16 protein-coding genes, 4 tRNA genes and 1 pseudogene are annotated in these 20,805 nt (G+C 40.2%); 3 read left to right on the top strand and 18 right to left on the bottom strand.

Annotated elements, in window-relative coordinates; genetic code table 11:
• Positions 1 to 90 precede the first annotated feature (90 nt).
• From A6J77_RS04850 to A6J77_RS04800, 11 genes are all read right to left on the bottom strand, one after another.
• Entirely contained in the window at positions 91 to 2,628 is a 2,538-nt protein-coding gene (locus A6J77_RS04850) for an ATP-dependent Clp protease ATP-binding subunit (protein ID WP_083068669.1), read from the bottom strand.
• A 17-nt stretch (positions 2,629 to 2,645) separates the two neighbouring features.
• A complete protein-coding gene (locus A6J77_RS04845) occupies positions 2,646 to 3,104 on the bottom strand; it encodes a CtsR family transcriptional regulator (RefSeq protein WP_083068667.1) in 459 nt (152 codons plus the stop codon).
• A gap of 322 nt (positions 3,105 to 3,426) precedes the next feature.
• On the bottom strand, positions 3,427 to 4,434 hold the full coding sequence (locus A6J77_RS04840) for an isocitrate/isopropylmalate dehydrogenase family protein (RefSeq protein ID WP_083068664.1): 1,008 nt from the start codon (positions 4,432 to 4,434) through the stop codon (positions 3,427 to 3,429).
• A 53-nt stretch (positions 4,435 to 4,487) separates the two neighbouring features.
• Positions 4,488 to 5,804 (bottom strand): CitMHS family transporter, encoded by a 1,317-nt coding sequence (locus A6J77_RS04835; protein WP_083068663.1) that lies wholly within the window; start codon positions 5,802 to 5,804, stop codon positions 4,488 to 4,490.
• Between the two features lie 315 nt (positions 5,805 to 6,119).
• Positions 6,120 to 6,812: an HAD family hydrolase gene (locus A6J77_RS04830; RefSeq protein ID WP_227645122.1), complete on the bottom strand. Its 693-nt coding sequence runs from the start codon at positions 6,810 to 6,812 to the stop codon at positions 6,120 to 6,122.
• 133 nt (positions 6,813 to 6,945) lie between these two features.
• Positions 6,946 to 8,010 (bottom strand): glycosyltransferase, encoded by a 1,065-nt coding sequence (locus A6J77_RS04825; RefSeq protein WP_083068660.1) that lies wholly within the window; start codon positions 8,008 to 8,010, stop codon positions 6,946 to 6,948.
• A 10-nt stretch (positions 8,011 to 8,020) separates the two neighbouring features.
• Entirely contained in the window at positions 8,021 to 8,623 is a 603-nt protein-coding gene (locus A6J77_RS04820; RefSeq protein WP_083068658.1) for a TVP38/TMEM64 family protein, read from the bottom strand.
• A gap of 277 nt (positions 8,624 to 8,900) precedes the next feature.
• Positions 8,901 to 8,974 (bottom strand) — tRNA-Pro (locus A6J77_RS04815).
• 18 nt (positions 8,975 to 8,992) lie between these two features.
• Positions 8,993 to 9,066: transfer RNA gene (locus A6J77_RS04810), tRNA-Arg, on the bottom strand.
• Between the two features lie 12 nt (positions 9,067 to 9,078).
• Positions 9,079 to 9,163 (bottom strand) — tRNA-Leu (locus A6J77_RS04805).
• A gap of 40 nt (positions 9,164 to 9,203) precedes the next feature.
• A tRNA-Gly gene (locus A6J77_RS04800) sits at positions 9,204 to 9,275 on the bottom strand.
• A gap of 617 nt (positions 9,276 to 9,892) precedes the next feature.
• Here A6J77_RS04800 and yfcC point away from each other — a divergent pair.
• A complete protein-coding gene (gene yfcC, locus A6J77_RS04795; protein ID WP_083068656.1) occupies positions 9,893 to 11,602 on the top strand; it encodes a putative basic amino acid antiporter YfcC in 1,710 nt (569 codons plus the stop codon).
• Between the two features lie 54 nt (positions 11,603 to 11,656).
• Positions 11,657 to 12,832 (top strand): beta-aspartyl-peptidase, encoded by a 1,176-nt coding sequence (gene iadA, locus A6J77_RS04790; protein ID WP_083068654.1) that lies wholly within the window; start codon positions 11,657 to 11,659, stop codon positions 12,830 to 12,832.
• Between the two features lie 71 nt (positions 12,833 to 12,903).
• On the opposite strand, the gene A6J77_RS04785 is transcribed toward iadA, so the two are convergent.
• The 4 genes and pseudogenes from A6J77_RS04785 to malQ all read right to left on the bottom strand — a co-directional run bounded on the left by A6J77_RS04785 (position 12,904) and on the right by malQ (position 17,940).
• Entirely contained in the window at positions 12,904 to 13,389 is a 486-nt protein-coding gene (locus A6J77_RS04785; protein ID WP_265331438.1) for an ROK family protein, read from the bottom strand.
• Between the two features lie 160 nt (positions 13,390 to 13,549).
• Positions 13,550 to 13,864: pseudogene (locus tag A6J77_RS04780) on the bottom strand (PTS cellobiose transporter subunit IIB).
• A 170-nt stretch (positions 13,865 to 14,034) separates the two neighbouring features.
• Positions 14,035 to 16,302, bottom strand: coding sequence for a glycogen/starch/alpha-glucan phosphorylase (locus tag A6J77_RS04775; RefSeq protein ID WP_083068652.1), 2,268 nt, complete (start codon positions 16,300 to 16,302; stop codon positions 14,035 to 14,037).
• A gap of 63 nt (positions 16,303 to 16,365) precedes the next feature.
• Positions 16,366 to 17,940, bottom strand: a complete 1,575-nt coding sequence (malQ, locus tag A6J77_RS04770; RefSeq protein WP_083068650.1) for a 4-alpha-glucanotransferase — start codon at positions 17,938 to 17,940, stop codon at positions 16,366 to 16,368.
• 172 nt (positions 17,941 to 18,112) lie between these two features.
• Here malQ and A6J77_RS04765 point away from each other — a divergent pair, with 172 nt between their 5' ends.
• Positions 18,113 to 19,108: a LacI family DNA-binding transcriptional regulator gene (locus A6J77_RS04765; protein WP_083068648.1), complete on the top strand. Its 996-nt coding sequence runs from the start codon at positions 18,113 to 18,115 to the stop codon at positions 19,106 to 19,108.
• Between the two features lie 254 nt (positions 19,109 to 19,362).
• Here the strand turns inward: A6J77_RS04765 and A6J77_RS04760 are convergent, their stop codons facing one another.
• From A6J77_RS04760 to A6J77_RS04750, 3 genes are read right to left on the bottom strand one after another with little or no spacing between them, the layout of a single operon-like run.
• Positions 19,363 to 20,028: a hypothetical protein gene (locus tag A6J77_RS04760; protein WP_083068641.1), complete on the bottom strand. Its 666-nt coding sequence runs from the start codon at positions 20,026 to 20,028 to the stop codon at positions 19,363 to 19,365.
• Positions 20,029 to 20,049: 21 nt separating this feature from the next.
• The gene (locus A6J77_RS04755) at positions 20,050 to 20,526 is read right to left on the bottom strand and encodes a hypothetical protein (RefSeq protein ID WP_083068638.1); all 477 of its coding nucleotides are present in this window, start codon (positions 20,524 to 20,526) and stop codon (positions 20,050 to 20,052) included.
• 8 nt (positions 20,527 to 20,534) lie between these two features.
• Complete coding sequence (locus tag A6J77_RS04750) at positions 20,535 to 20,747, bottom strand: hypothetical protein (protein ID WP_083068636.1); 213 nt, start codon at positions 20,745 to 20,747, stop codon at positions 20,535 to 20,537.
• Between the last annotated feature and the right edge of the window lie 58 nt (positions 20,748 to 20,805).

Genomic DNA, 20,805 nt, shown 5'->3' with positions numbered 1-20,805 from the left:
AATAATGGAAAAGAGTATATAAAAAACCAGGCAATCTAATGATTACCTGGCAGATATTACTCATCAGTCCTATTTGACGAAGAGCCAAGCTTATTGACCTGCACTAATCAAGTCTTTGACGTCGTTGCTTTCTTCTTGGCCATCTGGGTGTTTTACACGGATGTATAATTCACCTTGGCGAGCACCGACTGTGACAACGTCGCCTTCGCTGATTTTATCAGCAATCAACATTTCAGCGATTGGGTCTTCAACTTTTTGTTGGATTACACGGCGTAATGGACGGGCACCGTACTCTTTATCAAAGCCTTTACTTGCAATTTCTTTATTAGCGCCTTGTGTCACACGTAGTTTCACACCTTGCTCTGCTAATAGTTTAGTTAGAGCCGTAGTAAATTTCTGTACGATTTCAACGATTTGCTCTTCCGCTAATGTATGGAAGACGATGATTTCATCCACACGGTTTAAGAATTCTGGTCTGAAGGCAGACTTCAATTCTTTACGGATACGGCTGTCCATTTCTTCATAACTATCTGTGGCTTGTTTGGCACCGAATCCGACGTTTTTATCGTCACGGATGGCAGTTGCCCCCAAGTTAGACGTCATGATCATGACTGTGTTACGGAAGTCTACTTTACGGCCTTTAGAGTCTGTAATATAACCATCATCTAAGACTTGCAGTAGCATATTGAAGACATCCGGGTGGGCTTTTTCAATCTCATCGAATAGTACCACTGAATATGGGTGTTGACGAACTTGTTCAGTCAACTGACCACCTTCATCGTAGCCGACGTAACCTGGTGCTGAACCAATCATTCGACTTGTTGAGTATTTTTCCATGTATTCAGACATATCTAAACGGATGATATTGTTGTCTGAACCAAACATTTCACCTGCTAGGGCTTTAGCTAATTCAGTTTTACCAACACCTGTTGGGCCAAGAAACATAAATGAACCAATTGGACGGTTTGGATCCTTAATCCCTGAACGGGCACGACGGATGGCACGAGCCACGCTCTTAACGGCTTCATCTTGACCCTTGACACGTTTGTGTAAGTGGTCTTCTAGTTTGATTAACTGTTGATTTTCACTTTGGGTTAATTGTTGCATTGGCACACCTGTCCACATTGCAACGATATCCGCTACATTTTGGCTATCGATTTCAAGATCGAACGGCTCATCTGAAACAACTTGCGGGTTGTTTTGTAAGTTGAACAATTCTTGACTTAAGCGTTGCTGTTGTTGGTGGACGCCAGCAGCTTTTTCGAATTCTTGGGTATTCACATAGTGTTTCTTCAAGTCTTCTAAGTCTGTTAATTGCTTGCGGATACCAACAATTGTTTCTTGGGTGGCATCTTTATCGCCGTTGTCTAAACGAGCTGTGGCTGCAGCTTCATCCATAATATCAATGGCTTTATCTGGTAAGAAACGATCAGCAATATAACGATTTCCTAATCGTACTGCGGCTTCAATGGCCTCATCTTTAATAGTCACTCGATGGAATTTTTCATAATCTTTCCGGATTCCTTTTAGAATTTCGATAGCATCTGCTTCGCTTGGTTCATCAACTAGGACTTTGGCGAAACGACGTTCTAAAGCGGCATCTTTTTCGATGTATTTTTGGTATTCATTTAAGGTTGTAGCACCAATCACTTGTAGGTGACCACGGGCTAAGGCTGGTTTCATCAGGTTAGAAGCATCAATGGCCCCTTCTGCTGCACCGGCACCGATTAAACTATGCAACTCATCAATAAATAAGATGACATTACCAGCTTTTTCCGTTTCTTCAAGTAAGTTTTTCACCCGGTCTTCGAATTCCCCGCGGTATTTAGTCCCTGCAACAAGGGACCCGACATCAAGAGATAAGACACGTTTGTCGGCTAAGGTCGATACGACATCGTTGTTCGCAACTGCGATGGCAACCGCTTCAGCGATGGCTGTTTTACCAACACCTGGTTCTCCTACTAATACAGGGTTATTTTTAGTTCGACGGCTAAGGACTTGCATGATGCGGCGTAACTCTTTCTTACGGCCAATCACTGAGTCTAATTGTCCGTTACGTGCTTGCTCAGTTAGGTCTCTGGTTAAAGAGTCTAAGGTTGGCGTCGTACTTTGTGGGAGTTTGCTACCGTGGTTTGATGGTTTGTTGTTATTCTCATTGCTGCGGTTGCGCACTGGTGGACGCTGGCCAATTGAACGGTAGATGTCTTTACGTAATTTCTCGATATCCACGTCCAAATTTTTCAGAATTCGAACAGCTAATACTTGGTCTGCAATTAGAGACAGCAAAATATGCTCTGTCCCAACTAAAGTGACTTGTTGACGTTGTGCTTCTTCACCCGCAATATATAAGACTTTTCTTGAACGCGGTGAATACACCACGCGATTCAAGTCTATGGGACGGTCTTGGACTTCATCCTTACCGTATCCGATGACAAATTCAACTTCTTCTTTCACAGCCTCGTAACTTGGCAAGTGGTCAACTAACACGTTATGCGCAACACCCTCGGGCTCACGGTAAAGTCCTAGCAACAAATGTTCTGTTCCAATGGCTTTATGACGAAATTGTTTGGCTTCTTCAGCGGCGTACAATAAGGCCTGTTTTGCTTTCTCTGTATAAATTTCGTTCATAAGGTCCTCCTATCTGGTTACCTATATTTCAGCTTCACAAGCATCGATCTTAAAATTAATGACCGGACTTCATCAGCATTGACAATTTTCCCTAGGGCATCCTTGTCGACCGCTGAGTGCATGATTTGCGCTTCATTTTCGGTAACAATCTCGTTAACTAATAAATTTTGAATGATGGCAGTTGCATCACGTAAGCTTGTTTTTTGATGGACAAGGTCGACCATGGCATCGATTAACTCAGCCTCTTCGACAATTTCCAGTTTCATAATGCGGATATATCCGCCCCCACCACGTTTACTTTCTACAAGATAACCCTTTTGCGGGGTAAACCGCGTGTTAATCACGTAATTAATTTGGGATGGGACACATTGAAATTGGTCTGCGATTTCACTACGACTAATCTCAACATGTTCTTCTTGTTGTAAGATTTGCTTTAAATAAGATTCAATAATATCAGACATATTTTTATTTTTCATATTCATCACCTCAAGTCTGATTCTTATTTTGACTAACTTTGACTAATTAACCATATCATACGATAACCGACGTTAAATAGTCAATTCAAAAGCTTAGTAATTGGAGGTGTGTCGGAAGAGTTTGGCTTTTGAAACCTGATTTGAAGACATATCTTAAGGAGCGTTATACGCTGTAAAAAAAATTGAAATATATCATATTTATATAACAAAAAGGCAACGCAAAGGAATTGCTGGTAAACTCCTCTACGCTACCCTCAAGTTGAAGTGCGCTTGTCGCATTTTTTCAAATAAAAATCATTTGACGGTTTTAAGGCGCCAAGCCTTATGCTAAGGCTGCGATAACCTTGTCGGTGAAGGCTGCTGTTGTTAATTCGCCACCTAAGTCTCGGGTAAAGTTACTAGCGTCAGACAGAACTGTATCCAAGGCGTCACGCAAACGAGTGGCATCCGTCTGTAAACTAATATGGTCTAGTAGGTCCGCAAAGGCCAATAAGATGGCTGTCGGGTTGGCAATACCTTGACCAGCAATATCTGGTGCTGATCCATGAACGGCCTCAAATATCGCCACGTCGTCGCCCAGATTGGCACCTGGAACCAATCCTAACCCACCGATTAAACCGGCCATTAGGTCAGATAAAATATCTCCGTATAAGTTTTCGGTGACGACCACATCGTATTGTTGAGGACGCATAACCAATTGCATGGCCATATTGTCGACTAACACTTCTGTCGCTTCAATTTGCGGATATTTAGCGGCAATTTCACGAGCCACTTTTAGGAATAATCCGTCCGATAGTTTCATAATGTTGGCTTTAGTGACGATAGCGACCTTTTTCCGGTCATTAGCTACAGCATACTCAAAGGCTGCTGTAACAATCCGTTCTGTTGCCTGTCTAGTAATGATTTTGATGGAATGAGCTTCGTCAGGTGAAATTTGCTCTTCCACACCCGCGTATAAATCTTCTGTATTCTCCCGGAATAAGACGATATCCACATCCCGGTGTAGGGCTGGAATTTGCCCTAGTATGCGGATCGGGCGGATGTTTGTATGTAATTGATAATGTTTTCTAAGCGATACATTGACCGATCTGAAACCCTCACCAATTGGCGTTGCGACGGGCCCTTTTAAGGCAACCTTGTGGGTATCGATAGCGTCGTAAACGGCTTTGGGGATCAGTTCACCCGTGGCATCAATGGCGTCTTGGCCAGCGACCACTTCATCCCAGGCAATTGGACTTCCTAGGGCATTGCCCACCTCTTTAACGGCTTCTGTAATTTCTTTCCCAATCCCGTCTCCAGGAATTAAGGCGATTGTATGTATGTTCGTCATTCAGTCCACTCCTTTTTAAAGTCGATAATATAATAGCTTTAATTGATCCGTCATTATTGGAAAATAGGTAATAAACCAAAGATGGCAGCAGTAATCACGTAGATAATGAAAATCCCAAGTGACACGACCAAACCTTTTTTCTGCCAGTCGCCCCATTCCACGCCTGTTAAACCAAGTAGTACGTATGAGAAAGGTACAAGGGGGCTGAACAAGTGGAAAGATTGACCGATTAGAGACGCAAATGTCAGTTGCAATGGGGTAAATCCGTAAGCATAGCCGGCTTCTGACAAGATAGGCATCATGCCGTAGTAGAAGGCATCGTTATGTAGGAAATAAGTACCTGGCGCTGAAATAATGGCTACGATTAGACCGTAAAAACCACTTAATGACTCAGGAATGATAGCGATTAAGGAAGTAGCGATGGCATCTGACATACCGGTCGCGTTTAAAATCCCCATGAAGATACCAGCACCAAATACGGTCATAACTACCTGGTTGGCTTCAGATGCGTTGCTGTCAATTCGCGCTTTTTGGTCTTTAGGATTAGGATAGTTGACTAGTAAGGTGATTACAGTCCCTAACATAAAGATAATCGCTGAAGGCACAGACCCTTCAACCAATAAGGCAATGGCCACAAGGACGATAATTAAGTTGATCCAGACATTTTTAGGACGACGTAATCCCAGTGTTTCTGGGTCGTCGATGACCATCATGGCCTGCATTTCTTGTTCAGACAAGTTGACCACACCAAGCGTCTTCCGTTCTTGTAAACCAAAAGTCCAAGCGATAATAAACATATAAATCAAACCAGCTACCATCATCGGCACTAAACCACGCATAACATCATTGGTTTCAACCCCCATAACTGCGATAGCACGGGCAGTTGGCCCACCCCAAGGCAGTAAGTTAACAATTGAGTGTGACGTCATGGTTAAAACAGCCAGGTTCAACATGGACATATTTAGTTTCTTGTAAATTGGCACCATAGCGGTACAGACAATGATCATGGTCGCCGTCCCGTCACCGTTTAAGGAAACAGCAGCAGTTAAGGCAACAGTTGCCAAGGCCACTTTTAAGGGGTCCCCTTTGGCAAAACGAATCATCGCGTTAGACAAGGGATCGAATAAACCTGCATCAATCATGATGGTAAACATGTATATTGCGAAGAATAACATAATCCCGGTAGAGGACGTAGTCCCCAAGCCATCCATAGCCGCTTGACCGATATCAATCTGCCACAAACCAAAGACTTGTCCAATTATCGCCCATAACAGTGGCAAGAACACCAAACCAATGAAGGGTGACATCTTCCTACGCATAATAACAAACATGAAAATAACAATCAGGGCGTACCCCATAAATGCAACCATTAAAAAACACCTCTTACTTTCTCATCATTTTATATGTGTTTTATCATGTGCCAAATACAATCAATTGTCAATGAAATTTCCGTAAAAGTACAAAACGTGTTAGATTATCTTACATTGTATGATAGTTATGTTTTATTAGATGCCAAATAAAAAAGCCAACAAAATAATAGGCTTTTGCTGACTTTTTAAAATATTGAATCGATTACATCAATTTTTGTTTTTATGATAAATTAAAAAATATTTTGTTTCATTCGATAGATTTCCTACCAAAATCCCTCACTCATATCAAGATAGCTGACATAACAGGAAGGTTTTTTATAAATTCCCTAACAAAGTCCGCATTTCTAGGAAGTCGTCTGTTGTGCAGGTGGCTACTGTGTTTGGGACTTCTGTTTTACTGTAGTGAATGGCTTGCCATCCGGCTTGAATGGCCCCTTCGATGTCGTTTTGATAGTCGTCACCAACGAATAGGATTTCTTGAGGCGCTACATTTAAATCAGCAGCAATGGCGTCGAATACCTTGCGTTGAGGTTTTGACCCGCCCATACTTTCTGAAATATACCATTTGTCTCGGTCGATTAATTGGTCGACGCCTAGGTTGGTCAATTTGTCGATTTGAGCCTCTGTCGTCCCGTTGGTTAAGACAAATAAGGCCATCCCCTTAGATAAGGCTGCTTCCATCAAGGCTACTAAGTCTTCGCTCAAACTTAATTGTTCTTGATAGTGATTTTTCAGTTGGTTGAATTCTTTAGCAGTTGCTTGGTCAATCGCATGACCGAAATGGGCGTATGTCTCAATGACCCGGTCATTTTTGAAGGCAGCTTCTGTCTTTTCACCAGCCATAAAGGCTTGATATTCTTGCTCGGAAAATTCAGCGTAGACTTGATTGAATGTTTCAAAATCAACGTCTAGATGGTGGTCTGTCGCCTGCATATCTCGGTAGGTTTCCTCATAGATGGTTAATCGGTTGTACAAGGTATCGTCTAAATCAAATCCAATTGCTTTCATATCTATCCCCTTTTCAATCATTTTCATATGATAACAAATAGCGGCCTTAAAAGCACATATTACGAAAAAAGACGACCCAAGTCTGAAGTTAGACTGAACCGTCAATTTGTCTAAAATTTTTTAGTAGATTTTGTCAATATATTTTAAAAGTTGAAGAAAGGATTTTGCTGAGTTTCTTATCGCTTTGCTTTCCAAGCTGACAGGCACCGGCATATTGGTACTCATAAATATACTGTTGACCAATATTTTGAATACTTTTTAAACTGGCTTGTTGGTAACCATTTTTACTCAAACTGGCTAAATCACCGTCTAAAAGACCTTGCAATTGCACTTTAAAATCTTCAAGTGAGTTCGCTTTATAAACATCACGGCCGGCTTTTAAATAATCAAAAACAGGTAAATCAGATACAATCGTATTCACCTTGCTAGCTAATGCCTCAAGTAAGACGATCCCTTCTGTTTCCTCGTGCGTCATGAATAAATAGACATCTGCCATTTGGTAGGCCACGCGAACCTGGTCACGCGGGATATAGCCGGCAAAAATCAAATTCGGTAACTTGGTGGCGATGGCTTTTTTAACATCTTTAGGCAAGGCATAAGGATTTGAATAACCAAACCAAATAAATGTAACCTCAGGCATTTGCTTGGCCAACTCGACAAATTCGATAATCCCCTTACGCTCAATTTGTAGACCCACTGAAATGGCTACTTTCTGGTCTGGACGTAGGTTAAACCGCGCCCGCATGTTGGCCACTTCTTCTTGGCTAGCTTGCCAATAAGCTAGGTCAATCCCGTTTGAAATGACATGGATTGGTTTATCGATATCATATTTTTCAAGCAAGTTTTTAGCATACTGACTTGGCGTCAGGATCAGGTCTGCCGAGTTGTAGCAGGTGTTGAGCCAGTATTTAAAACCGAGTGACGCTTGGTTAGAAAAGGTGTAGGAATTCTTGAAATCTTCCATAGTTGAGTGGGCATGGTAGATGACAGGTTTACCAGCGGCTTTTGCCTTTCTGGCAACAACAAGGGAATGCGGAAAGACGGTGTTGATATGAACCATGTCGAAGTCATCCTTGTAATTGGTTGTATAGGCGATGCCTGCAGATTCAAGGGCCATTTCCTGGTGCAACTGGGCGCGTCCTACCCCACTTTGTTGAATCGATTTCTTCATATCACTGTGCAATAAAATTTTCATCATACATAGACTCCTATATCCACTTACTCACTAGATCAACTAAGAAGATAGTTGAATAGGAGTAAATCAAAATGGTAATGGGTTTCCCTACTGCTAAGACTTGAACGAAACGCGACAGAGACAAATTGGTTAAACCAGCCACATAGCAAATCACATCAGCCGGCATAAAGGGCAAAATCAAACCTAAAATCAAGACCCGTTTAAAGCCCGACCGGTCATCCAGCCAACTTAAGGCCTTATTATAGTACTTATCTCCCACTAGCATATGGACCAAACTTCGGCCATACTTGCGGGCTAAGTAGAAGTTGAATATGGACCCTAGGAAAATGGGCATTAGGTTCCAAATAAAGCCCCAGACATCCCCAAACATGTATACGCCAAGGGGGATGGTAATCGAACCAGGTATGACGGGCACAACCGTTTGGATAAATTGAATCACCACAAACATCAGCGGTGCGGCAATCCCAAAGTGGCCCATAAACCTTAAAAAGGCCACCTTATCTATCAACAAACCATTCCGCCATGCCCAAACAATAAAGATTACAGTAGCAACCGTACCCACAACATTCAGTAAATGAATCAATCGTTGTACGAATTGTTTACGATGCATGTCCATAGCCAGTCTCCCCTCAATAGTCTACACTATTGTCTGAAATTTTAATCACCTTTAGTATAACCTATTTCTTCAATTTTTATTGTAAACTTTTTATAAGGTAGAATCATAGGCCAAAAGTACTATTACAGATACAGAAAATGAAAAAAGGCGCAAGCATCGACGCCAAGACAGGAAGGTTAATCCCACTCCTGTCTGAACGCCATGTCTCGCACCTTTTTAAAAATACACCAAATTTAAAAATAAACAAAAAGATAGCCCTATTGAGCTACCCCATTAGTCGGGAAAACAGGATTCGAACCTGCGACCCCTTGGTCCCAAACCAAGTGCTCTACCAAGCTGAGCTATTTCCCGTTATCAAAAAAATAAACATGCACCCAGCAGGATTCGAACCTGCAACCGCCTGATTCGTAGTCAGGTACTCTATCCAGTTGAGCCATGGGTGCATAAATATAAAATGCCGAGGACCGGGGTCGAACCGGTACGAGGTTAACCCTCGCAGGATTTTAAGTCCTGTGCGTCTGCCTGTTCCGCCACCCCGGCATATTATAAAAGTATTTAAATATTTTGCCTTTGCAGACAAAGCGGAAAACGGGGTTCGAACCCGCGACCCCCACCTTGGCAAGGTGGTGCTCTACCACTGAGCTATTTCCGCGTGTTTTTTGTGTCATCAACTGACGACTAGATAAGAATATCATCTGATAGCAGAGAAGTCAATAATATTTCTGAAAAAAGTTCAAAAAAATTGAACAAATAATCTTCTAGTTATAATTTCTACAAAATGATGCATCAAATTATCAAGAATTACCTTTTTGTGACCTGGGTTTTTATTGCCTTGCTGATCCACTATCATTTTAGCTCCTTTAAAAGAGCTATGCTTCAGTTAACTTTTTTTGCAAGTATTCCTAGTGCAAATGAATGATAGCAAATATATGGAAAATAAATTCTTCACATTTTCTTCAATATTTTATCTCAAATCTTCACGAGAAATTCAAAGGTCCGAGCTATTATATAAGCATACCCAATATAAAAACTTTTCTTCATAAATCTTTCTCCTCCCAAACGAAAGATTATAAAGTAAACCACCTACCGACTCCCAACGGTAGGTGGTTTTTTTGTATATGAATAAAATTCTCAACATAGCATACTTTGGGTATGATTACCTCACCTTTCACATTCATCTGATAATCGCTTATTTCGCTCAATGACGTTGTTATTTCTCTCCCAATGGTATATAGTTTAATGGAAATTTAATATTTAAAGGAGAGACTTATGACATCAAATAAGCCGAGGTTTCAAACGCCTCATACATACGTTATTATACTAGGCATCGTCTTATGTGCTTGGTTACTCACATTTGTTGTACCAGCCGGCAAATATACGACTGAAGAAATTCAATATGAGGTCGGCAATGGTGAAACTGCCTCTCGTGTAGTCTTACAACAAGGATCATTTCGGTATTTGCACCCCTTAAAAGAGGATACATTAATCCACAACATAAATAGCTTAGCAAATCAGCCAGAAACGCTAGCCGATTTAGAAGTAGATAGCGAAGGATTAAATAACTTGCTTGAAAATACAAGCAATCTTTCATTAGATTCCCTATCTGAGATTGGATTAGAAGAATCAGAGTTATATGAGATGTACGGTGACACTATTTATGATACCTCTATCAATTTAAACAAAACTGCTGGTATTTGGGGTACCGATGACCACTATGGCTTTGGTTTCTTGAATTATATTTTTGAAGGTTTAGTGACCGGGGACCGTTATGGTTCAGCAATTGGTATCGTGGCCCTACTTTTAGTAGTTGGGGGATCATTCGGTATTATCATGAAAACTGGTGCTATTGATGCAGGTATTTACGCCTTTGTGAATAATGCCAAAGGTTTTGAACATCTTGCCCTACCCTTAATATTCTTTATTTTCTCTTTTTCCGGTGCAACTTTTGGGGCCTCTGAACAGGTTATCCCATTCGTAATGATTATCGCCCCATTCTGTGTAGCATTAGGTTATGATTCAATTACCGCCGTAACCATTACTTTTGTGGCTTCGCAAATCGGGAATGCAACCTCATGGATGAGTCCATTTTCAATTGCAATTGCCCAAGGTATTGCAGGCTTACCGGCCTTATCTGGTGCTGGTTTCCGTATTTTTATGTGGTTAGTTATCACAACGCTATCATGTGCTTTCTTATTGCTCTACGCTCGAAAAATTAAAGCCAACCCTGAAGCTTCACCTTCATTCCACTCTGACGCATTCTTTAGAAGTGATCAAGCTCAAAATCAACAAGGTCAAAAACCATTCTTACTTGGACACAAAATCATTTTACTTGAGATGTTATTAGGTTTAGTCTGGATTGTATATGGTGTGATGTCGCTTGGATTTTCTATCCCAGAATTAGCTTCACAGTTCTTTGTAATGGGCTTACTTTCAGGGATTACCGCACTAATCTTTAAGCTAGATAATCTAACAATTAATGATATCGCCTATGCTTTTACTGAAGGTGTATCTGATTTAGCGCCAACTGCTGTTGTCGTTGGGATGGCAAAAGGAATTTTACTAGTTCTAGGTGGTTCAGATGCGGGTACTTTTTCTGCCTTAAATACCATTTTATATGGTGTAGGGAATATCCTATCTCATGTACCTGCTATCTTTGGTGCATGGTTTATGTATATTTTCCAAAGTCTATTCAACTTAGTTGTTACATCAAATTCAGGTCAAGCTGCCCTTACAATGCCAATTATGGCACCATTATCAGATATTATAGGTGTGTCTCGTCAAGTAGCTGTCTTAGCGTTCCAACTAGGTTCAGGTTTCGTAGATGCCTTTACACCTGTATCCGCTAGTTTAGTTGGTTGTTTAGCCGCAGCTAGAATTGATTGGAGTGACTGGGCTAAATTCCAGATCAAGATGCAAGTATTCTTGTTCGCACTAGGTACAGCCTTTATCTTCCTAGCGATTGCTATTGGCTACCAATAATCATTTAAAGAAATTCAATCGATCAGTTAAAGAATTCAGAAAGGATGTATCTCAATGAAAATTATTCGTAACGTTGATACCTATGCACCCGCACATATCGGTCAAAAAGATATCTTAGTAGAAGGTCATCGCATTATCGCTATTGAAGACCATATCGAGGCTAATATCACTGGTATAACCATCGAAGAAATTGATGGTACTGGGAAAATAGCCAGTCCTGGCTTTATTGATGCCCACTTCCATTTACTAGGCGGTGGTGGTGAAAATGGTTTCCAAAACCGTACACCTGAAGTGAAACTAACAGACTTAACAACTGCTGGTGTCACAACTGTTGCTGGTCTACTTGGAACCGACGGTGTAGGTCGTGATGATGTCGCCTTACTATCTAAAGCACACGCATTAGAAATCGAAGGTATTTCTACTTATGTTTATATAGGAAACTACCGTCTACCCATTGAAACTGTTACCGACTCAATTATTAAAGATATTATGGTAATTGATAAGGCTATCGGTATTGGTGAAGTAGCCATTTCAGACCACCGTAACGGCGCACCTACATTTGAACAGTTTGCCCATGCTTGTGCCGATTCCCGTGTTGGAGGTCTACTCGCTGGTAAAGCTGGCGTTGTAAATATCCATGTTGGACCTGGGAAAGACAGATTAAAATTTATTTTCCAAGCATTAAAAGAAACAGATATTCCAGCAACCATCTTCTATCCAACCCATATCGGTCGTAGCCAAGAGTTAGTAGATGAGGCAATTGCTTTCGCTAAATTAGGTGGTACATTCGATGTCACTGCCAGTGAAAATCCTGACCAAACGGCAGAACTAGATGGAGAAGTACCATTTAGACGCATTCTACGCCAAGTATTGGATGAAGGTCTATCTCCTGAATGCATTACGCTCACTTCTGACGGACAAGGTAGCTTACCAAGCTTTGATGAGAATGGTAATTTCCTACGCATTGGTGTAGCTAGCGCTAGATCGTTGTTAATTGGTATTCAAGAAGCCGTTCAAAGAGAAACGATTCCACTAGAAATTGCCTTACAAACTGTTACATCTAACCCTGCTAGAATGTTAAAACTTGACCACAAAGGACAACTTGCCGTAAACAAAGATGCTGATATCCTATTATTAGACAAAGAAACACTTGATATCGATACAGTAATTGCCAAAGGTGAAATCATGGTCGACAATGGACAAGCTGTTCGTTTCGGTACATTTGAATAAATTAAAAAAACTACCGATGAAACGGTAGTTTTTTTATTACTCTTCTATCAATAATTGGTAAACTGCTCTAATCAAATTGGCTTCACTACCATATTTACACAAACCAATCCAATCGGTTCAAATGAATTTTTGAACCATTCTACACGGTCTCTTATTTCGTTATATTTATTTTGGATTCCTTCTAACAATAGTGGTTGAGCGGAGATTCCACCGCCAAAAATAACGCGGTCAAGATTCAAAGAAATTTGAAGGGTATGGACGATATAAACGATATCTTGGCAAAATTGTTCGAATAAGGCAGTAACTTTAGGATTGCCCCTCTCTTCTAAGGCTTGGAAAACTTCCTCACCGTCACCAGGCGCTAATCCCAATAACTCTCTTGATTTGTTCACAAAGACAACGGCAGATTCGCGTCTACCCATAGTATTTTCTAAGGTCATGTCACGTGATGCAGCAAACATGTAGGACAGTTCGCCCGCTTGAAAATGACTCCCTTGGTGCAATTGGCCATTTAAGACAATCCCACCACCAACACCGGTTCCTAAAAGTAAGACCAATCCATTCTCCACCTCCCGCCGATATCAATTCCTAAATATAGTGCTTGTGCTGTCATTAGCCCGCCTCCAAAAATGTAATCGCTTACGATATATTGCAACCATTTTACGCTAACATGCAATAAAAAACCAGAAAATACATTCTGGTTCTTATCACATACCTTTAAATATGTGCTTCTATCAGGTCTGACAACAGTTGCATTTGCTTGGGTAGTGGTACGTAAGCTTGGGGTGGGATTTTTACAATAGGTTTGGCCATCCGGTGGGCCAATTTGGCTAAGTTATCGAAATACATCCTCGTTTGCGGGCTGACTAGGTACAAATCAAATTGATCGTCTTCAATTGCCTTTTATCCGGCATAGACGGAGGTTGCAGCGACCTCAATGTCTGTGCCATGTGTTTTAAATAGTGCGATTGCCTTCTTTGCGACTAGTGACGATGACATCCCACCTGCGCATACAATTAATGCTTTTTTCACTTATATACCCTCCAGTCCTACTTGTGGCAAAAATAGGGCCCTTGAGCAAATGAAACCCTTTTCGTCATTATCCACCTCCTATCTCAAAGATACAAGAAAACCGAGCAGGATTTTTTTCCCACTCGGCCCTTCTTGATTATGCAACTGTGTTCAGTATTTGACAGACAGAATTATTGGTCTAAGTGCCAAATATCATTATTGTATTCTTCAATCGTACGGTCAGCTGAGAAGTAACCAGCGTTCGCGATATTGATTAATGAACGACGGGTCCAGTCGCGACGATCTTCATAGTCGTAGTAAACTTTTTCTTTCACATCAATAAATTCTTCTAAATCAATTAAAGCCATGAAGTAGTCCTTGTTGGTTATGTCGTTATATAGACGGTTCAGACGTTCAGGAATACCGTAAGCCATCAATTCATCTGAGATAATGAAATCAACGATTGGTTGAATACGTTCTTGTTTGTAGTAGTCTTGTGGGTCGTAACCATCTGTGGCGTATAGATTAACGATTTCTTCACTTGATTTACCAAATGGATAAACGTTCTCTTCACCTACTTGTTCAGCGATTTCAACGTTGGCACCATCCCAAGTCATGATAGTTAATGCCCCATTTAACATGAATTTCATGTTACCAGTACCAGAAGCTTCTTTAGAAGCTAATGAAATTTGCTCAGAGATATTGGCTGCTGGAATTAAGTATTCCGCTTCAGACACGTTGTAGTTGTCTACGAATACCACTTTCAAGTGTGGTGCCACATCTAAGTCGTTTTCGATTAACTCTGATAGTGACAGAATTAAATGAATAATATCTTTAGCAATCGTATAGGCTGGCGCTGCTTTACCACCGAAAATAATGGTAATTGGCGTTCCAGGAATGTTCCCTGCTTTAATTTCGTGGTATTTGTAGATGATGTATAAGGCCAACATTTGTTGACGTTTATATTCATGAATACGTTTAATTTGAACATCTACGATTGAATGACGGTCAATGTTAATACCACGTGTGCGCTGTAAGTGGTCTGCCAAGGCATTTTTATTTTCTCTCTTAATGCGACGTAATTCATCTAATACCTTGTCATCATTTTCGAATGCTAATAAATCTGTTAAGTCAGCATCTTCACGCCATTTTGTCCCAATGTGTTCATCAATAAAGTTTGTTAACGACGGGTTAGATGCCATTAACCAACGACGGAAAGTAATCCCGTTTGTTTTATTTGAGAATTTTTCAGGATAAATCTCATAAAAATGGTTTAACTCGTTATTTTTCAATATTTCTGTATGTAAAGCGGCAACCCCGTTGATTGAGAATCCAAAGTGAATCGCAATCGATGCCATATGCACAGTACCCCATTCATCAATGATGTGAACTGCTTCATTATCCGGGAATTGATCTTTGATGATTTCGTCTAGCTGTACAATGATTTCAGCAATTTCTGGTACAACTTCATGAATATCAGATAGTGACCATTTTTCCAAGGCTTCTGAAAGAATCGTATGGTTAGTGAAAGCAACCACATTGCGTGTGATTTCTACTGCTTCTTCAAAATCAATGCCGTGTTCTGTTGTTAATAAGCGAACGAATTCTGGAATAATAAATGTCGGATGCGTATCGTTAATTTGTACAACAACATATTCTGCTAAGTCATGGATGTTAGACCCACGCTCGATCGCTTCTTGAATGGCTAATTGAGCACCATTTGAGACCATGAAATATTGTTGATAGATACGTAATAAGTTCCCATTACGGTCAGAGTCATCTGGATATAAGAATAAGGTCAAGTTCTCTTCAATCTGCGTCTTGTCAAAATTAATAGAACTTTCTTCGATAATTTCAGGATTTACTGTATCTAAGTCAAATAAGCGTAATTTATTAACGTTTGGTTGGTTGTAACCAGGTACATCAATTTCATATAAAGTAGATTGTAAGGTAAATTTACCAAACGGCACCTTGTAAGAAATGTCCGATTTGTTTAGCCACGTTGGGTGGTCTAACCATTCATCTGGTTTATAAGATTGTTTATTATCCTCAAAGTATTGGCGGAACAACCCGAAGTGGTAGTTTAATCCTACCCCGTCACCGTTCAATCCTAAAGTGGCGATTGAGTCTAGGAAGCAAGCTGCTAGACGGCCTAATCCACCATTCCCTAGTGACGGCTCTGCTTCAGCTTCTTCAACTTCTGCTAAAGATGTACCGTTTTCCGCTAATTCAGCAGCTACATCATCATATAGTCCTAGGTTGAGTAAGTTATTTGATAGTAATTTACCGATTAAAAATTCGGCAGAGATATAATAAAGTTTACGTTTACCTTCATTTTGTGGCATTGCAGCTGTTTTTTCTTGAACAAGGTCTAATAAAATTTTGTAGATTTCCGCGTGTGACAACTCGCTTAGCGGTTGATTAAATTGCGCTTGAGCACGTTCGTTTAAATTTAACATGATTGTCTCCTTATCTTTAACTGTGTATCAGTAAGTTCAAAATTTTCCAATTATTACATTCAACTAATCATTGTCTTCAGGTAAAAAGGCCGCTTCCGCTGCTATGCTATTTATACCATGATTTCTATCATCTTGACTAATGAAAGCTTGATTTACTCTAAAGTATGTTTCAGTGACTGAAAGCAAGCGTTCTTCAAGGTCCACTGTAAAGTCGTCTTTACTCATACGCCAATCCCAGTTATCACCAATAGTAGATGGGATATTAATACGCCCTTCTGGTCCTAATCGTAATAAATCATTCATCATGTAGATGGCTAATCTTGAAGGCGATGCTGCAATCCCTCTGACAAATGCATCTGAAGGATGTTCGCCCACCCGTCGATTAAGATATTGGTCAGCCTGGTCTCTTTCTGCTTGTGTAGCCTGATTCATATACCAATCATACGCTTGCATAGAATCATGTGTTGATGCATAGGCAACTGAGTTAACAGGGTAGTGGTGTGGTAAGTCTTCTGAATCTTGACCGTAAAATCCATTTTGCAAAACTTTCATACCAGGATACTCTGTATGATCGCGCATATCATGCACAGCTTGCGTCATAAACCCTAAATCTTCTGCAATCACTTTGATATCGCCTAATTCTTTCTTGAATTGGTCGAAAATCTTATTACCTGGCCCTTTTTTCCAAGATCCTAAAGCAGCAGTAGGTGATCCAAATGGCACTGCCCAGTAGCTTTCAAAGCCGCGGAAGTGGTCAATTCGTACCACATCGTACAACTTGAAGCTTTCTTTCATCCGCAAAATCCACCAAGCATAATCAGTTTCTGCCATATAATCCCAGTCATAGATAGGGTTACCCCAGTACTGGCCAGTAATTGAATAGAAATCAGGTGGTACACCAGCAACCAAGGAAGGATTCTTCTTCTCATCTGTTAGGAACAATTCTGGTTGGGTCCACATCTCAACTGAATCTCGGGCAACGTAAATTGGAATATCACCGATAATTTCAATATAGTGCTCATTTGCATAGTTTTTTAGGTCCTTATACTGTTGATTAAACCAAAATTGAGTGACTAGATGATAATCATACCGATCAGCATGTGCTTCACAAAATCGATTAATGACAGCTTCATCATAGTTACGTAGATTTGCTGGCCAATCGTACCAAGGTTTTTGTCCATTTTCTTCTTTAACAGTCATATATTGGGCAAAAGGTATTAACCAAAAGCTATTTTCTTCATAAAATTGAATAAAATCCGGTTTACTGTAAGCATTCGTTGACACAAAGTTAGCTACAGCCTTTTCAAGTATAGGTCTTCTATTTTTAAAAAGAATATTATAAGCTACCTTCTTCGGGTTATTACCAAAATTAACCCCTTGATAATCCGTTTTGTCTAGGTAACCCTGTTTCGCTAATAGGTCGAAATCAATAAAATGGGTGTTACCAGCAAATGCTGAGAATGATTGATAAGGTGAGTCCCCGTACGACGTTGTGGTCAGGGGTAGAATTTGCCAGTATTGTTGCTTTGTTTTGACTAGAAAGTCGACAAATTCATAGGCTGATGCGCCAAATGAGCCGATACCAAATTGATTGGGTAGGGAAGATATGTGTAAAACGACACCACTTGCTCTTTCCATGCTTGAACCTCCTGTTTGCTGTTGATTTTTAATAGCTTGTTCGCTTAATTCACTTATATTTTACATAAAGCGCTTACACAATGCAACCGATTTCGTAAACTTTTTTAAATAAATTTGAAAGCGTTGTCAATTTACTTTATAATGAAGATATCAAGCAGAGAGGATAACACTTATGGCAATTACAATTCGAGATGTTGCTAAAAGAGCGGGTGTAGCGCCTTCCACCGTTTCACGGGTGATCGCTGACAACCCTTCAATAAGCGATAAAACCAAAAATAAAGTGCGCACTGTGATGAAGGAAATGAATTATTTTCCAAACATTTATGCGCAAGGGCTTGCAAGTGCTCACTCTAAAACATTCGGCCTTGTTCTACCCCTAGCAACTGATGCCTTTTATCAAAACCCCTTCTTCCCCACCGTCTTACGTGGAATTAATTTTGAGATGGCCAAACATGATTATTCTATCCTGCTTTCAGTTGGTCTAGATGAGAATCAACGCAGGAAACATATAGAAAAAATCGTTAATGGTAAGCAAGTTGAAGGACTAATCTTTCTATATGCCTCAAAAAATGACCCCTTATTGCGGTTCGCTCAAGAGGTCAACTGTCCAGCCGTCGTTATCGGGTCACCCGACAACACTAAAGTTCATTTCGTGGATAATGACAATGAATTGATTGGTTACCAGGCTACTAACTCTCTGATCCAACAAGGGTGTGACCGGATTGCCTATATCGGTGGGGATATGAACCAGTTCTTTATCGCCGACCGACACAAAGGCTACAAACGGGCCTTGGAAAGTGCGGGTATTATTTATGACCCTGGCTTGATTTATAACGATATCAACTTCTTACCAAGTGATGGTTATGAATTAGCTCAGCATAAAATTGATTTTAGCCAAATTGACGGATTAGTTATTTCCGATGAGTTGGTTGCTGAAGGGATTCGGAATTATCTAGATACACAGGATATTCAAGATGTCCATACGATTACTTTTTCAGCCTACCGCCAAGGCAATACCCAGCCGATGAATAAGACTTCTTACGTCAACCTGAATTCCCAAATTATCGGCTCAAGGGCCGTGGACATTTTGTTTGAAGCCTTAGAACCTGACCAAGCTAGCACACGATTCATTCATGAATATGTCGACGCTGACTTACATACAACTTAATCAAACAACGTTAAAGACTGTGATTACTTGCAGTCTTTTTATTATGGTTAGTGACTTAATACTTCGTATTTTTTGAACTTCCAAAATTATTAGATTTTAAGAATGTATTGCTAAGTTTCCTAATTATGGATGTCTTTATTAAAGCTATAACGCAAAAAAAAGCCATGAAAACGAATCATGACTTCTTTCGAATTACCCTTATTTAAAACACTAATCTTTGAGTCTTTTTTTCAAATGACAAGTCTAAAAATACCTTACTCTACCGTCATATTTGTTAAATCGATTTCAGTGATATCGCTAATCAACCATTCACCATCACCTTCAACCATTGTTAACATTAATCTGGTAATGAGTGTATCATCCAAAAAGTGCTCCTTGGTGACGTTCTGAACGATATCAACTGCTACAAGCACTTCATCTGTACCAACCGTGGCTGGGTCCACCCAAAGTGAATAGTCTTCTATCGTCACTTTTGCATAATACATCTCGTATTGTTGACGAATACCCTCAGGCGCTTGGCTTAATTCAGCTGCCACTTCAGCATCTGTTGGTGCAATTTCATTTAATAAATCAGTCGTTACAAATGGCGCCAGAGATGCTCTATGTACATCGTGTTTATTTTCAATTTCAACTGAAGTATCCTCAGGTACATACACTTCAATGAATTGAACGACCTTATCTGACAGGATTTGGTATAGGTCATCATTTGCTGCACCGCTCGCCTTTATTTCTTCAATTTCCGATAATTGGTTTTGTAATTCTTCGTTTTCCGATTGCAATTCTTTTAACTGAACATTTAAATCACTTAACGCTTGTTCAGCTTGGCTTCTATCAAAGGATGAAGTATTTTCCTGTGCGTGCACCGTAAAACTGTTAAACAAGGCTATAAGGCCAGCTACCAATACAATTCTTTTTTTCAATTAAATCGCCTCCCGTCAACTCTATTCATAGGTGCCAAAATATTCACTAGCTGAATAAGTATATCTATCCACTAGCCATGTATCGTTTTCTTGAACCATTTCTAAACTATAGTTACCTTGGCTTGTAAACTCATTCCCATAATCATTTTTATGCGTAACTGCATTTACTAAAACGTGTATTGATTCCCCGGCCATATCCTGTGGGTCTACCAAAACTTGATACTCTAAAAGTTCTACTTTTTGCCAATATTCACTTTTTGGTGGAATAACACCAGCTTCAGCTGGAGCCAGTAAATCCAATAATTTATCCGAAACATAGGGTTCAAGGTCAATACGTAATTGCGGAATATCTTCGCCATATAACTCTGTATTTTTTGGCACAGTCAGTTCAATAAAAGCAGCTGCTTGATCCCTGATATGTTTTGCTGTGGCATCAACAGAACCTTCAATAGTTGATTGGTCGCTACTATCAATTTCCGCTTGTAATTGTGCGTTCACTTCAGTGATTACTCAATTTGTGCTGACACCTCTGCAATTTGTGCGCTCATTTCTGCTGCTTGGCTAGACTCAGCTGCTGCCGATTCATCACTTGAAGATGTTTCTACAGATGCCGCAGTTTCTGTACTTTCTACCCCACTCGCTGCAGCCTCATTCCCTTGACCATTGCTACAAGCTGCTAAAAGTAGCATTGAAATTCCCAAAATAATCCCTTTCTTCACTATATCCAAACCTCCCAAAATATCTTTTGTATATTTATGTCATAAATATACTATAAAA

Origin of the sequence: Aerococcus viridans (assembly GCF_002083135.2) — a bacterium.
GTDB classification, from domain to species: Bacteria; Bacillota; Bacilli; order Lactobacillales; family Aerococcaceae; genus Aerococcus; species Aerococcus viridans_C.
Note: the sequence above shows the minus strand (reverse complement) of the source record. Positions and strands in the feature narration are given on the sequence as shown.